Raw genomic sequence first — 13,734 nt, 5'->3', positions numbered from 1 at the left:
GGGCTGACTCGTTCACTTCGTGTTTGGTCAACCCGGCGTTAAATCTAAGTTGGGCAATGATTCATTGCAATTTGCATCCTGCCTGGGTTATTGGAGTAGTACCGGCTTTATACTGGCAAATCACTTTGGTTTTCACATCGCTTAAGCTGGGTTGTTTTGCTTGCATGCGCGCTATCTCTTCTTCAAGCTGAGGCTTGATGAGATTAAAAAGAATTTGATTCTCAGCTGCACCACAACCGCCCATATCGATTAATCGAGTGCAAGCGCCATCAGAACAGGTTTCACGCATATGGCTATTCACTCGCTTAAACCCTTGAAACCATCCCCAATACTCAAATGAAAGCTCCTCAGGTAATGATTGGGTTTCAGCAATGTAGACATCCATTGCTTTCAGACACTCTGCTCTGGATTGATAGTTTACTCCGGCATAGGTGGATAGACATGCTGAACTTAAAATAAGACCCATTATTATTTTTTTCATTCGTTGATTCCTTTGTGAACACTGAGTTTTAGATAGTATCGAGGAAGAGGGAAAATAACAATCAGGCGGCTTCATCATTTTTAATTTATGTGATTTTTAAATATGTATCAAAAAATGCGCAAATAGCGTATAATAAGCAGCTTTTATCTTGAGCAAAGTTATGCAACGTAAAATCAAAAGCTATGTTCTACGAGCCGGCCGTGTCAGTAAGCGACAGCAACACGCTTTAGATTTATGGACTCAGCAATATGAGTTATCAGCTGATCCGATTCCTTGGGATCTTAATCAATTATTTGGCCGCGAAGCAGATACGATCGTCGAAATTGGCTTTGGCATGGGTTCTTCTTTATTTGCTATGGCTAAAGCACAACCCCAAACCAATTTTATTGGAATCGAAGTGCATCGCGCGGGCGTTGGGAGCTTAGTAGCTGATTTGCATGAACATGAGCTAGGCAATGTTCGCATTGCTTCTTTTGATGCCGTTGAAGTAATGAATAATAATTTGCCAGATAATGCGCTAAAGGGAATACAGATTTTTTTTCCAGATCCATGGCCTAAAAAACGCCATCATAAGCGTCGATTAATTCAATCTGATTTTATTTCTTTGCTGGTTAAGAAGTTAAAATCAGGAGGATTTATTCATTGTGCAACAGATTGGCAAGATTATGCTGAACACATGTTAAGCGTATTTGAGTCTGAATCCCACCTCAGAAATGCTGATTCAAATGGGAATTATTCACCAAGACCTGAATCACGGCCGCTTACAAAATTTGAACAACGTGGTCAACGATTAGGTCATGGCGTTTGGGATTTAATTTTTATCAAGAGATAAGTCTTAATTAATAGATTTTTTAATTTGGAGATTCATAATGGTGCAGCCTACCTCAACAACGGATACCCCAACGACTCAGCCCTCCTTGAACCGTGTAACATTAAGCAATGTGACTTTTAGTCAATTAGCTCGTGCGGTTTCCCTTAGAAACCCACAAACTGCACAAGGGCTCAGAGTAACAAACCCTACTACAACCGCAGAGCAAGATTCTCCAATTACAGGAATGAGGCCTTGAGCGGTATGCTAGCGGATAAACATTTCATTTTCGCCAACAGTTTGTTCAAAAATTGACTTATTGTTGTAGTTGTAATATGATTTTGCTTTCTCAGGAAGATTAGTTGTGTGAACCCATGTACGATAGTTTCTCTCTTTTACAATCGTTAAAAGATAAAAAGTTCTCACGAATAGTAAATAACATCCGTTATAGAATATTAACGGCGTTACAACAGGACTATTTTAGCCCAACATTAAAACCTTACTTTCCTACAATAGAGCGGCAAGTCAGGGAGCTTGAGGCTTTAAGGCCTATCTATCTTGCCTTACAGCGTACCGATCTTTCCTTTGATGAGCGAACTTGCCAACTTAATCGCCTCAAAGCTCAATTAGCTCCTTTTGCTGATTTTGATATAGAGCCTGCGCAAATAACACAAGTAAAAAAAATTCTTAATGCGCTTTATCATACTGAAATGGCGCTCTTAGATGTCGAAGGCTTGGCTTTAGATGGAGATTTTTCTTTCTCTTATGTGTTTAACCAAGCGGGCGATGTGAATACCCTGTATACCCATACCATGGAGCAGGTATACCACGCCACCTATTTAATGACGCATGTTGATGTTGATCTTCGAGGTGTATTTGCTCATGAGTGGTCATTACTTTCTCCTTTGTTTCAGGTGTTGGATCAATTTGTTAGAACCGAGACCCAGCGCGCTATGGGATTTGCCTATGGGTATCATTTGACTCCATGGGCCGAAACAGCCGCGATAGAACCTGGTCAATTGCAAGTTAAAATCGAAGGCGATCTTGTAATTTACCGCGTAATACATCCGCAAGGGATGATCATTACAGGTGAAATTCATGCCACAGAATTGAAAGATGACCTCAATCAACCGTTAACCGTTTCGCAATTGAACTTATGTTTTTCTAAACTACTTGAGATCACGTCACGGCGAGGAGATATCGAGCTTAAAAGCTATAATCAAAAGCAAGTTGCGCATACAACCGGTCTATATTCAGGATTGCTTATTGATCAGTTAAAACCAGGCGCAGGCGCTGACTATCAATTTTTGACCCAATTTACAGCAGAAATTCCACGATATTTAGGTGATTGGTCTACTCAAATACAAATGTATTCTGAGCTGGCATCGGCTGGAGAACCCTCTCACCTTGACCCCCATCAACTTGAAGCACTTCGCAATCATGCTCTGGTGTTATTACATGCTATTGAGAATTTGCAGAACGGAACGTTCTTCTTTTCTGTGAAATTATTAAATTATATTCGGATCATCCGTCAAGTTGTGACCCTTGCTTTAAGCATTCTGGAAGAAGCCAATCACTTAAATGAAACAGCTCAGTCAGCTATATGCGCCAAGATGAATACGTTAAAATATTTTTTATCCGGAGAACTCCTAGCCGCTACAGATAAGATTGAAGAAGCCATGATGTTAAAGCCTGGTTTTTTATCCAATCATTTAAAAAGACATCTTCAAAATTTTTACAATATTTTAGTTCATTACATCAATAAATACGTTGATTTTTCAAAAAGACAGCCGGATCTGTTAACCTTGGATGATGAGAAATTCCATGCCATTCGAATGGAGCGAGCGCATAGGCGAACCAGTAAAATTAAAGTGGAATTATTGCGCATTGAAGAAGTTAAATGCGGATTAAATGCTTTTTTTACTTTCTTAAAACAGCCAAGATTTAAAGGCATGCGGCTTAAAGATTTACCACACTCAGCAAAGCAAGAACTCATCAAGAATTATCGTCTTATTCAGCCCTATGTAAATCAAACGGATCTCGTCGATGTAGACCTTGTGGCCAGTTTGACCAGTGATCCTACCTATCTCATGGATCCTCGCCGTTTAATTTCTTGGATCATTGAATATAACGATAGTGTGAGCTTTATTCTTCGAAGTGAATCTCAACTTTTGAGTTTAATAGAAAAAGAACAAAATACGATTCGTTTCCAGTTATCTTTAAATCAAGAACTGATTCAGTCAATTATGACAAGCTCTCGTTCATCAAAACTTACGCCTTGTAAGACACAAGATCGATTTTATTTGATTGATGAGGCACGGGTTTTAGGCATTGAAGAAAACCCTGTTTTGGAATTCGAAGGTCAAGGTGGACATAAATTACTTAGTAATCCAGAACAACTAAGCTCAACACAGACAAGGAGGTTATACCGATTTTACAGCATGTACCAAGCTAAATTAGTCGGAGCAATGAGTGCTTATGAAACATTTTCTGGAATTTTTAGACAATATCCTGCTGACCAAACCATTCAAACCTTACCTGAACAAGAAAAACAAACACTTCAAAACTTATTTGCGGTATTTCAGCCTTACTGGTTCCATTTGTTTACTGCTGGGCAAGATGGATTCCTTCTTGATAAATTAATGGTGAGTGCTTTATCTACTCATGCAGATGACTTGAGCAAAACGGTAACAGTATCAGATTTCTTTCAAGTTCAATCTGAATTTTTTCAAGGAATCACCCGTCATCTCTCTTTAGTACGCGAAAAGCAAATGCAACTTGCACGTATTCATAAAGAGGTTTTCGTTCGAGAATTAGATGTTAAGCCTTTAATCGCGATTAAACGGCATGAACGAGCTCATTATGTGATTGGTCATACTGAATACTCTAAAGCCTTTAGAGAATTTAAAGCGAACTTAGAAAAATTTACGCGAATTTTTAATGATGCGGTTCAAAGAGAATTAAAACCTGCTCCTGAGGGTGTTCCTTTTCCTGAATTAGGAGTAAGCACAGGGGGATATTCACAAAGCAGTCAGGTGTTAATGTTAAAACGCTTGATTAACTCAGCATATCATTTAGAACAATTGTTTACCCATTTAGAAACATTGCACGATCAGAGCACGCAAATCGTTTATGTGATGAAAATTGGTCGTGCAAGCGTTCATGTTTATAACTTACTTCTATTAACCAATGCTCTCTTTGTAGATCCCTATACCGTACAAATGGCCGGGGATATTTTAGAAAAACTTAAATACATGCAGGGTCATGTGATGACCTTGCTTCGTCCCTATTTACTAGGGATCCCTGCTCTTAATGAAGAAGAACCTGAAGCGTTTGAATTGGAGTCATTGCCTGATTCACCAGGAAGCTATGCTTCTGCCATGGGTTCTCTAGAGATCCAAATCGTTTCTGAAGGCGGCGCTTACAGAGAACAACGAAGTCGATCATCTTCTTCTAGTGTCCAATCTTTAGACCTACCACCAACAGTAGAAGTCAATCAGACCATACTTCATGTTTTAAATGCGATGATGGTATTGCCTGAGCACATTAAATCAGCAAGACAAGGTCAACGATTAGAAAAAGCCAAAATCACGCAATCACATGCGGATGCTTATACAATCGCACAGGATATACAACGAATTATTCAACACTCCGGCAGTTATTTTAAATTATTTCTTGAAACGCCAAGAATGTATGAGCTTCTCAATGATTTGAGTGTGAAATTTGAAATCGTAACAACCGCTACCCATGATGCAGTTGTTGATAATCTTCAACACATTAGAAATGAACTCATACCAAAATTATTATTGGAAGCGGATCATTGGGAAGATAAATTTGCGTTGTTGCCTGGTACGATTTCTCAACCCCTTCGCGATATGCTCGATGCGTATTTCATTGGATTAATCGAATCCCTAGAGTTGCCAACCCAGCAGCATCTTGCTTTAGTGCAAAGTATGATTCCTTTAGATATTGAACTCGAAGATGCATCGATTCAAAAAGCATCTATTGGGTTTGAATTGGAATGCGTGAGGGAAAAAGAAGCAGTCTTGCAACGTTTTTCAAAGCAAGTTCAGTTATTTAAAGAAACCAAGAATGAACCCAATGCAAAAGCAGCGACGATTTCAAATCTGGCCGAAGCGTTGGCCACTGATTTTAATCATTTTATTGTTCCACTCAGAGAGAAGGTTACGCTTCCTATTAGCCTAGAAGAATTGTCGCTTACTTCATTATCTACTTCTGAAAGTGGCGCTCAAGATAATTTAATGACTTCTACAGAAGAAATACTTAAAGTATGTGCGAGCCATTATCATGGATTGAATGCGTCTCATCAACTGGCAATCGATACAATTGAAGAAAAGATTCTTTTTTTACAAAGAGTAAAAGCGAGCAAAGAAATTCAAGATAGGAAATATATTTTTGATTATACGACAAAGCTATTTAATGAACAGTCTTTATTATTAAGCTCTAGACAGTTTGGGCTCATTCATAGCGAAGTCGAATATCGGGGTGAGTTGTTTCATTACTTAAAATCCTATGAAAGTGAAATCGTTCAACAAGCGATTGAAGCGCGTGACCATTTGGACATTCGAAACAATATAATCGAATTATTATCTGAAAAAATAAGGGGATTTGAGCGCAGACATTATGAAGATTATAAGCAGCTAAGTGACATCAAAGCAGCAATCGAACAATTTAGAATTTATATTGATCATGCCAATTCTGCGATGCGAAGTACTAAACGATCGCTCACACCACTTTTTGAAAATGAGAAGACCCTTCGAGAGAAGAATGCATTGTTACTGGAATTAAAAGATATTGCTTGCAATCAGAAAAACGAACAAAACCTAGAGCCTGAATTTAAATTATCAGTCAAAGATCGGGTTAAAAAGATTAAAAGTATTGTTGAACGCTCTGACTTTCCAACCACGATGCTTCGATATCATAGTTTTAATGCATTCAGTTTTAATTGGCTTAAACAACTGGTTGTAAGTTTGCTTAAACTCGTGGGACTTTATACCCCTATATACCAAAAACGATTTAAGGATTTAAAAAGAGCTGTCCTAGAAAAGCCTGATCTCAATCAAATGGGTTCACGTTATGGATTGTTTTCAGTCATACCCCATACAAATATCTCTCCTGCAGAAGTAAAGGATATCGAGCCAAGTATACCTATAGCGATTACCAGTGCCCCCTAGCCTGGAATGGAGCTTTAAACGGTAAGAGCATTCTATCCAATATGCATTTTTTATCTCACATTAGCTTTTGACTTGCTTAATGAGAATATACCCCATAAAATTCTAGTTTTCGTTTGTAACGCCGGGAGTAATAGTGCATGGGGTGGAATGAGCCGGATAAAGATAAAGACAAGGATAAGGATCCCTGGAGTGGGAAAGACCAGCCGCCAGATTTAGATGAAGCGTTAAAGCGACTCCAGGAGCGATTGAAACGAACATTCATGAAAGGATCCCAAAAGTCAGACTCTGGGCGTCCTGACTCAGGTGCAGGTGGTGCTGGGATTTTAGCTGCTATTATTTTTTTAGCCGCGTTTATACTCTGGGCGTTATCAGGAATTTTTATTGTAGATCCTGCTGAACAAGCTGCCATCTTACGGTTTGGAAAATACGTTGAAACGGTAGGCCCTGGGCCACATTGGATCCCCCGATTAATTTCCTCCAAAATTGTTGTCAATGTGGAGCGAGTATCGGATTATTCCTATTCAGCCAACATGCTGACAAAAGATGAAAATCTTGTCTCGGTTTCCGTCGTCGTGCAATATCGCATCGGGGATTTAGAAGAGTTTTTATTTAATGTGGCTGATCCCATTGAAAGTTTACAACAGGCCACATCCAGCGCTTTGCGGCAAGTAATAGGCCATACTTCCTTAGATGAAATTATTACCGAAGGTCGAGACGTTTGGGGCAGTAAGGTCCAAGAGAGTTTAATCCAGATTTTAGCTCGCTACAAAACTGGAATTTTGGTGGTGAACGTATCGCCACAACCTGCACGTGCACCTGAAAGCGTGCAAGATGCTTTTGATGACGCAATCAAAGCTCAGGAAGATGAGAAGCGCTTCATTGAGCAAGCTCGCGCTTATGAAGCACGCGTTGTACCTATTGCACACGGTAATGCAAAACGAATTCTGGCTGAATCACAGGCCTATGCTCAGCAAGTCGTATTGAATGCAAAAGGTGAAACGGCTGAGTTTCTAAAGCTTTTACCTGTTTATTTGCAATCGCCTTATGTAACAGCGGAGCGTATGTACTTAGATGCAATGCAAAAAGTCTTAAGTCAAAGCAGTAAAATCATCGTAGATGGTAAATCAGGAAACCTGCTTTATCTTCCGCTTGAAAAACTTATTAACCAGACGAACTCTACAAAATCTAGCGTTATACCGAAAGCTGATTTGGATGAGGGTATAGCCACTCAAGCTGCTGGTGAGTCAATGTATGACGGACGCCCACTGCTTCGTCCTACAGAGCGCCCGGGGAGGATTAGCTAATGAATGCCACGAAAACTTTCTTAGGGATTTTGGCTTTTGTAATTTTACTTTTGCTTTTAACGAGCCTCTTTACCATTACGCAAGGGCACCATGCTATTTTATTGCGCCTTGGTAAGTTAGTGACCGTTGAACAGTCGGATAAAGTTAAAATCCTTGATCCTGGCTTACACTTCAAAATTCCATTTATTGAAACAGTTCGCATTTTTGATACTCGGATTCAAACGCTCGATATTAAATCTTCTCGAATTGTGACTAAAGAGAAGAAAGATGTGTTAGTTGATTATTATGTTAAATGGCGAATTAATGATCTGGCTCATTATTTCAAAGCAACCGGTGGGAATGAGCTTAAAGCCGAAACATTGCTTGAGCAACAATTAAACACTTCCTTGCGGGCTCAATTTGGCAAACGAACGATTCCTGATCTCGTTTCTGGACGCGATGATGTCATGGAGGTGTTGCAACAAAAAGCAGAAGAGCAAGCTAGTCAGCTCGGAATATACGTTGTTGATGTTCGAATTAAAGGGATTGAGCTCCCTCCAAGTACTAGTAATGCTATTTACCAACGTATGCGTGCGGATATGCAAAAAATTGCTAATCGTCATCGAGCAGATGGAAACGCGGCCGCTGAAGCAATAAAAGCCAATGCCGATGCCAAGGTGACGGTTATTCTTGCTGAAGCCTTGAATGAAGGGCGAACCATCAAAGCGAAAGGTCAAGCCGAAGCCGCTACCGTCTATGAGCAGGCGTTTGCGAAGAATAAAGACTTTTTTACCTTCTATCGCAGCTTGAAAGCGTATGAAAATAGCTTTGATAGTAAACAAGATATTTTAGTACTTGATCAAAGCAGCGCTTTTTTTGACTACTTCAAGCACGGTTTAGCAAAAGGGAATGGAATTGCAGCGGGGAATTAATTATAATAACCCCCTCTTTTTAGGGTCTGTATTAAGTTTTTAAGGGTTAAGCGGTCTTAACCCTTTTTTATTGGAGATGGCGTTTGTGTTAACTAATTTTCTTTCAGCCTTAGCCTTAGTACTGGTCTTTGAGGGAATTATGCCGTTTGCATCGCCTTCAACTTGGAAGAAATTATTAATTAAAGTCCTAACCAAGGACGATAGGATGTTACGAATTTCCGGTTTTTTTAGCATGATGGTAGGCGTTATCTTGCTTACTATTATTCATCAATTGGCAGAGTAAGAGTTTTATATCATGGGTAAAAATGTAGTTGTTGTCGGCACGCAGTGGGGTGATGAGGGCAAGGGTAAAATCGTTGATTTATTAACCCAAGATACGGCCGTGGTTGTGCGCTACCAAGGTGGCCATAATGCCGGCCATACATTAAAAATTAATGGCGTGAAAACAGTTCTTCGATTGATCCCTTCTGGTGTATTAAGGCCACATGTGCGATGTTATATTGGTAATGGCGTAGTGGTTTCACCTGCTGCGCTCTTAGAAGAAATCAATGAATTGGAAAGTCGTGGAATTGATGTACGTAATCGCTTGCGCATTAGCCAAGCATGTCCTTTAATTTTGCCTTCCCATATCGCACTTGATAAAGCTCGGGAAAGCAAGAAGGGGCAGGCGGCCATTGGAACAACCGGCCGAGGAATTGGCCCTGCTTATGAAGATAAAATTGCTCGTCGCGCGCTAAAAATTGGCGATTTACTAAAGCATGAGCAATTTTCTGTGAAGTTAACGGAGTTATTGCAGTACCACAATTTTTTATTAACCCACTATTATGAGCAACCTGCTGTAGAGGTTGATCCGATTCTTCTGGATGCCGAGACCTGGGCTCATGAATTAAAGGATTTAGTGACGGATATTACGACGTCGCTTCACGAACATCGGCGTGCCGGTGATTCTATTTTATTTGAAGGCGCGCAGGGAGTTTACCTTGATATCGATCACGGTACATACCCCTTTGTGACTTCCTCGAACACTTGTGTGGGAAGCGTGGTGAATGGTGCAGGTTTTGGCCCCCGCTATCTCGATTATATTTTAGGGATTACGAAAGCCTACACCACGCGAGTAGGAGGGGGGCCTTTCCCAACTGAGTTATTTGACGAAGTCGGTAAGCGCTTAGCACAACGAGGCAATGAATTCGGGGCTGTAACCGGGCGTCCTCGTCGCTGCGGTTGGTTCGATGCGGTTTTATTACGTCGTTCCATTGAATTAAATAGTATCACGGGACTTTGCCTAACCAAACTGGATGTGTTGGATGGCTTGGAAACCATTAAAGTGGCTGTTGCCTATCGAGATGCTAACGGCACAACGCTTACTCGTCCCTCCCAAGCTGCGGAGGATTATGAAGGCTTGGAGCCGATTTATGAAGAACTTCCGGGGTGGAGCGAGTCTACTGCGGATTTAACTTCTAAATCACAACTGCCTGCGAATGCACTTGCTTACATCAAGCGCCTGGAAGAATTATTGGAAGTTCCTATCGATATGTTGTCTACTGGACCTGAACGTGATTCAACCATAATCTTACGTGACCCATTTGCGGTATAAACAATGGTATGATCTTACTCTGCGTTTGCTTATTAGCTGCTATCATTTCCAATACCTTGGTTTCTTCGCAGACTAATTAACGTTAGTCCGATATCAGAAAAATCCAATTTTTGCTGATATCGAACTGGCTTATTTTGAATGGATCCCGTATAAAAAAGCTTATTTTTTTTACGGGATAACGTTCGTTTAGCGCCATAAACGTCATAAATGACTTTTCACTCGAACTCAGGTTAATTAGAGCTTTGTTTGGTCACTGATTTGCCGTTAACCACCCCACAGGCAATTCGTGCTCCACCGCCGCCTAGTTTGGGGGTATCGCTATAGGTGTCACCCCCTTCGTGAATGATAAGGGCTAATTCGTTCAAATCACTGGTTTTTAACCGTGGGGCCAAAGTAGGCGTGCTCGCATTGCCATCTTGTTCAACATACAATACCGGCAAGTCTCCTAAATGCCCATCACCATAAGGGCCTTGATGAGTATTCGTCGATTTTGGGTCGAAATGCCCTCCAGCTGCTTGGCCTTGATCGCCGCAATCCGGGTGTTCATGTAAGTGAAAACCATGAAGTCCTGATGGTAATCCGCTTAGCTTTGGGATAATCAGTAAGCCGTATGGAGTATCTTTAAATACCACTTGCCCCAAAACTTTTTTATCTTTTTCTGTTGAGTGAACGGTGGCAGTCACTTCAGCAGAAAAACAGGTATTACCAAATAATATAACCAGTAAAGCTAAAACTAATTTCTTCATAAAAAGTCCTTTTATATTCAATATAAGTGTCAAGGGATCCCACTATTAATCTACCCCCTAAGGGATCTCTTTAGCTTAACTTATTCAAAACGCATTAACCACCTCAATTTGATTCGCCGATTCTTGCCAATGATTTTGTTCTCGGAGTCCTTTAAGCTGTAGGATGATTTTCTCATTGCTTAACGTGGCAATATTAATATCTTTACCAAATAACAGGGACGCCAAGGGCAGTTGCCGATTAATTTCAGGATTTTTGATGGCGGCTATTAAAGTTTGAGCTGAACGAGTCTGGCCATAAGCGGCTTGGAAAAACCATGTTGGACGATAACTTGCAGTAACACGTACTAATTCCAGAATAACGTGTTTGAGTTGTTCCTCGGTAAAATTAGGTTGATTATCAATTAAGGTTAATAAATCTCTCAACAATTCTCCTTTATGTCCTAATCGACTTTGAAAGGATAAGCCATCATAACACTGCTGGACCAATTTCCTAAGAGCGAGCGCTTGTTTTGCGGGAATAAATGATAGGGAGACAGATGAGTCAGTATGGGTAGGTAATGGATTGGAAGTAGCTTCGGTAAAAGGCCATTCAATTCCAGTGGGTTCTGTAAATAAATCGGTATATTGCTGATTAACTATTTCTATTTTCTGAGCAAGTTCTTCTTTTTGATGTTCAGTGAAATCTGGAGCTGCAATCACCTGTTCGAAACTTGATGCTGCTGTCCTGACAGCATGCAAACTGGTGTTCAAGTCTCGGGTAAGTGGGCGCAAAATAGCTTGTAATCCTCGGCTAATGTGTTCATTTCCTGCTAAATAGGTATCCAATGCTTGGACACGTTCTCCTAGAATTTTAAACTCTTGTTGAACTTGATTAAGGCACTTAATTAAAAACTGCTGAAAAGAAGCATGCAATAAAAAATCTCGATACTTTCTTACAATTTCACGGATGCTATCCAACAGTCTAGTCATCTTCGAGATACGATATTGATGTTTGGGAAGTGAATCAAATTTATCTACAGTCGATGCCAAGGATATATAAGGTGATATAACCCATTGATAATATCCATCACCAGCTTCTGCCATTTTATTAATGGCTAACACTTGCTGCTTGCCTATTAGCTTTATCGCGCTACTTGGTTTTCGCGCTTGTTCGACAGAAAATTGGGTATCAACTTCAAGTCGAAAATCCTCAATGACTAACGTAACTAATGGGATCAGGCGTTTTGCAGTTCTTGCGGCAACTTCGATATATTGGTGATGAAATGCAGTGACTTGAAGCTCTCGTTTGCTTATTTCTTTAATTGGTTTAACAAATAAGGTATCGAATCTTTTTAAGGTTTCCATCAGCTCCAAAGCACTATCACATGAAGTGGCTTTTAATTTTTCGTACAATTCATCGCGCTTGAAATAAGGTAAATGACAAAACAAAATCAATATATCAATGACCGTTATCGGCGGCTTATTCATCAGCGCAGCTTCTGGAATTAAATACTCATAGTTTTGAAACTGTTTAAGTAAACTCGGATTTAATTGCAACAATTCATTTAAATAACCAATAATATCTGCAAGCTCTGCCGCTGCCCGTTCATTTGGTTCCTTACGTTTTGTAGTGGGATTATCAATTCTATAAATTAATTTGAAGACACTCTTATCCATAATTCGTACCGCATGATGCGCTGAGTTGGTAACATCTTCAACATTGAGTGCATGTAACTGTTCTTCAGAATACGCAATACGTAATGACTTAACATGGACTTCAACTTTGCGAACAAAACTGATTAGATGATTCGTGTCATTACTGATGTCCTGTAAAAAGGGACGCGTATCCATATCTAACAAATGATTTAAAAATAATTCTGCATGCCGACAAAGTTCAACAGACTGATCATGACTGAGTGGAAATCCCGAAGTGGGGTCGACTGGATGCTGAAGATTCCATAGTAAATTTGCCAAACACATCATGATGTATCGCGGCGCACGCAAGTCATTTAAATAATTCGATTGTTCAAAGGCAGATACAAAAAATTCAATGAACTTCGTATCGGTTTGAAAATCCATATCCAGGTCGGAGATGGCATCGGGTAATGCTGACTGAAAGAAGAGGTTAATTGCATTTCGTTCTTTGTCAGTAGACTGAGTGCTAGCAACAGGGTGTTCAAGTTGTTCGCTCATTCGATAAAACGGTAAAACAGAATAAAAATCTGCTTTTTTCTCTTCTTCTAAACGAGCTGTATGAATTCCGAAGTAAGGTGATAAGGGCGAGGCAAAAGCTAAGGTATTAAATGCTTTAATCGCTGCTTCTTCATGCGTATAAGCGGCTTCTTCAACATTACTTGGGATAAGAAAGGTTGCAATACCAGCTTGGCGTTCTTTATCAAAGGATAATCGACGATTGTTCAGTAATTCAACTTGTTTATGAACGGCTTGATAAGCGAGTTCAAGCCCTACAACGGCTAAAGCAATTGCTTCGGACTGAGCGCTGAATTGGGAAGCCATAGAAGATGAGGTGCTATGGCTTTGCACCAATTGCTGAGCGCGTTCTAAAGCGGTTTTTTTGATGGCTTCTGCGTGATTTTGATCCGAACTTAATTCTTTATTGGTGGTATGAACAGCTGCTCTTAAGGCTAATTCAGTTAGATACGTAAAGGTCATAGAACGGTTCCTAAAAATATAAAAGTCTTAGTTCGAAGTTAAT

The 13,734-nt window shown here is 40.1% G+C and carries 10 protein-coding genes; 7 read left to right on the top strand and 3 right to left on the bottom strand.

From position 1 onward, the window contains the following. Positions 1-61: 61 nt before the first annotated feature. Positions 62-481 (bottom strand): hypothetical protein, encoded by a 420-nt coding sequence (locus E1O41_RS07945; protein WP_131776780.1) that lies wholly within the window; start codon positions 479-481, stop codon positions 62-64. A gap of 160 nt (positions 482-641) precedes the next feature. Here E1O41_RS07945 and trmB point away from each other — a divergent pair, with 160 nt between their 5' ends. The 7 genes from trmB (at position 642) to E1O41_RS07910 (ending at position 10,293) form a co-directional block, all read left to right on the top strand. After that, positions 642-1,313, top strand: a complete 672-nt coding sequence (gene trmB, locus E1O41_RS07940) for a tRNA (guanosine(46)-N7)-methyltransferase TrmB (protein WP_131776779.1) — start codon at positions 642-644, stop codon at positions 1,311-1,313. A 37-nt stretch (positions 1,314-1,350) separates the two neighbouring features. Further along, the gene (locus E1O41_RS07935; RefSeq protein ID WP_131776778.1) at positions 1,351-1,548 is read left to right on the top strand and encodes a hypothetical protein; all 198 of its coding nucleotides are present in this window, start codon (positions 1,351-1,353) and stop codon (positions 1,546-1,548) included. Between the two features lie 115 nt (positions 1,549-1,663). Next, positions 1,664-6,484, top strand: coding sequence for a hypothetical protein (locus E1O41_RS07930; protein WP_165481149.1), 4,821 nt, complete (start codon positions 1,664-1,666; stop codon positions 6,482-6,484). Between the two features lie 137 nt (positions 6,485-6,621). Beyond that, positions 6,622-7,788 (top strand): FtsH protease activity modulator HflK, encoded by a 1,167-nt coding sequence (hflK, locus tag E1O41_RS07925; protein ID WP_131776776.1) that lies wholly within the window; start codon positions 6,622-6,624, stop codon positions 7,786-7,788. Beyond that, entirely contained in the window at positions 7,788-8,699 is a 912-nt protein-coding gene (gene hflC / locus E1O41_RS07920) for a protease modulator HflC (RefSeq protein WP_131776775.1), read from the top strand. Before hflK ends, hflC begins: the two co-directional genes overlap by 1 nt. Before the next feature lie 85 nt (positions 8,700-8,784). Further along, positions 8,785-8,982: a DUF2065 domain-containing protein gene (locus tag E1O41_RS07915; RefSeq protein WP_207384512.1), complete on the top strand. Its 198-nt coding sequence runs from the start codon at positions 8,785-8,787 to the stop codon at positions 8,980-8,982. A 12-nt stretch (positions 8,983-8,994) separates the two neighbouring features. Further along, a complete protein-coding gene (locus E1O41_RS07910; protein ID WP_131776773.1) occupies positions 8,995-10,293 on the top strand; it encodes an adenylosuccinate synthase in 1,299 nt (432 codons plus the stop codon). Between the two features lie 230 nt (positions 10,294-10,523). On the opposite strand, the gene E1O41_RS07905 is transcribed toward E1O41_RS07910, so the two are convergent. Further along, on the bottom strand, positions 10,524-11,039 hold the full coding sequence (locus E1O41_RS07905) for a superoxide dismutase family protein (protein ID WP_131776772.1): 516 nt from the start codon (positions 11,037-11,039) through the stop codon (positions 10,524-10,526). 84 nt (positions 11,040-11,123) lie between these two features. After that, a complete protein-coding gene (locus E1O41_RS07900) occupies positions 11,124-13,691 on the bottom strand; it encodes a hypothetical protein (protein WP_131776771.1) in 2,568 nt (855 codons plus the stop codon). Positions 13,692-13,734 lie beyond the last annotated feature (43 nt).

Origin of the sequence: Legionella impletisoli (assembly GCF_900639875.1) — a bacterium.
GTDB lineage: Bacteria > Pseudomonadota > Gammaproteobacteria > Legionellales > Legionellaceae > Legionella_A > Legionella_A impletisoli.
The sequence above is the reverse complement of the archived record's forward strand: the minus strand, read 5'-3'. Positions and strand labels throughout refer to the sequence as shown.

Coding starts and splice junctions, on each gene's coding strand:
- E1O41_RS07905 (WP_131776772.1), bottom strand. CDS start 11,039: ATGAAGAAATTAGTTTTAGCTTTACTGGTTATATTATTTGGTAATACC.
- trmB (WP_131776779.1), top strand. CDS start 642: ATGCAACGTAAAATCAAAAGCTATGTTCTACGAGCCGGCCGTGTCAGT.
- E1O41_RS07945 (WP_131776780.1), bottom strand. CDS start 481: ATGAAAAAAATAATAATGGGTCTTATTTTAAGTTCAGCATGTCTATCC.
- hflC (WP_131776775.1), top strand. CDS start 7,788: ATGAATGCCACGAAAACTTTCTTAGGGATTTTGGCTTTTGTAATTTTA.
- E1O41_RS07935 (WP_131776778.1), top strand. CDS start 1,351: ATGGTGCAGCCTACCTCAACAACGGATACCCCAACGACTCAGCCCTCC.
- E1O41_RS07930 (WP_165481149.1), top strand. CDS start 1,664: ATGTACGATAGTTTCTCTCTTTTACAATCGTTAAAAGATAAAAAGTTC.
- E1O41_RS07910 (WP_131776773.1), top strand. CDS start 8,995: ATGGGTAAAAATGTAGTTGTTGTCGGCACGCAGTGGGGTGATGAGGGC.
- E1O41_RS07900 (WP_131776771.1), bottom strand. CDS start 13,691: ATGACCTTTACGTATCTAACTGAATTAGCCTTAAGAGCAGCTGTTCAT.
- hflK (WP_131776776.1), top strand. CDS start 6,622: ATGGGGTGGAATGAGCCGGATAAAGATAAAGACAAGGATAAGGATCCC.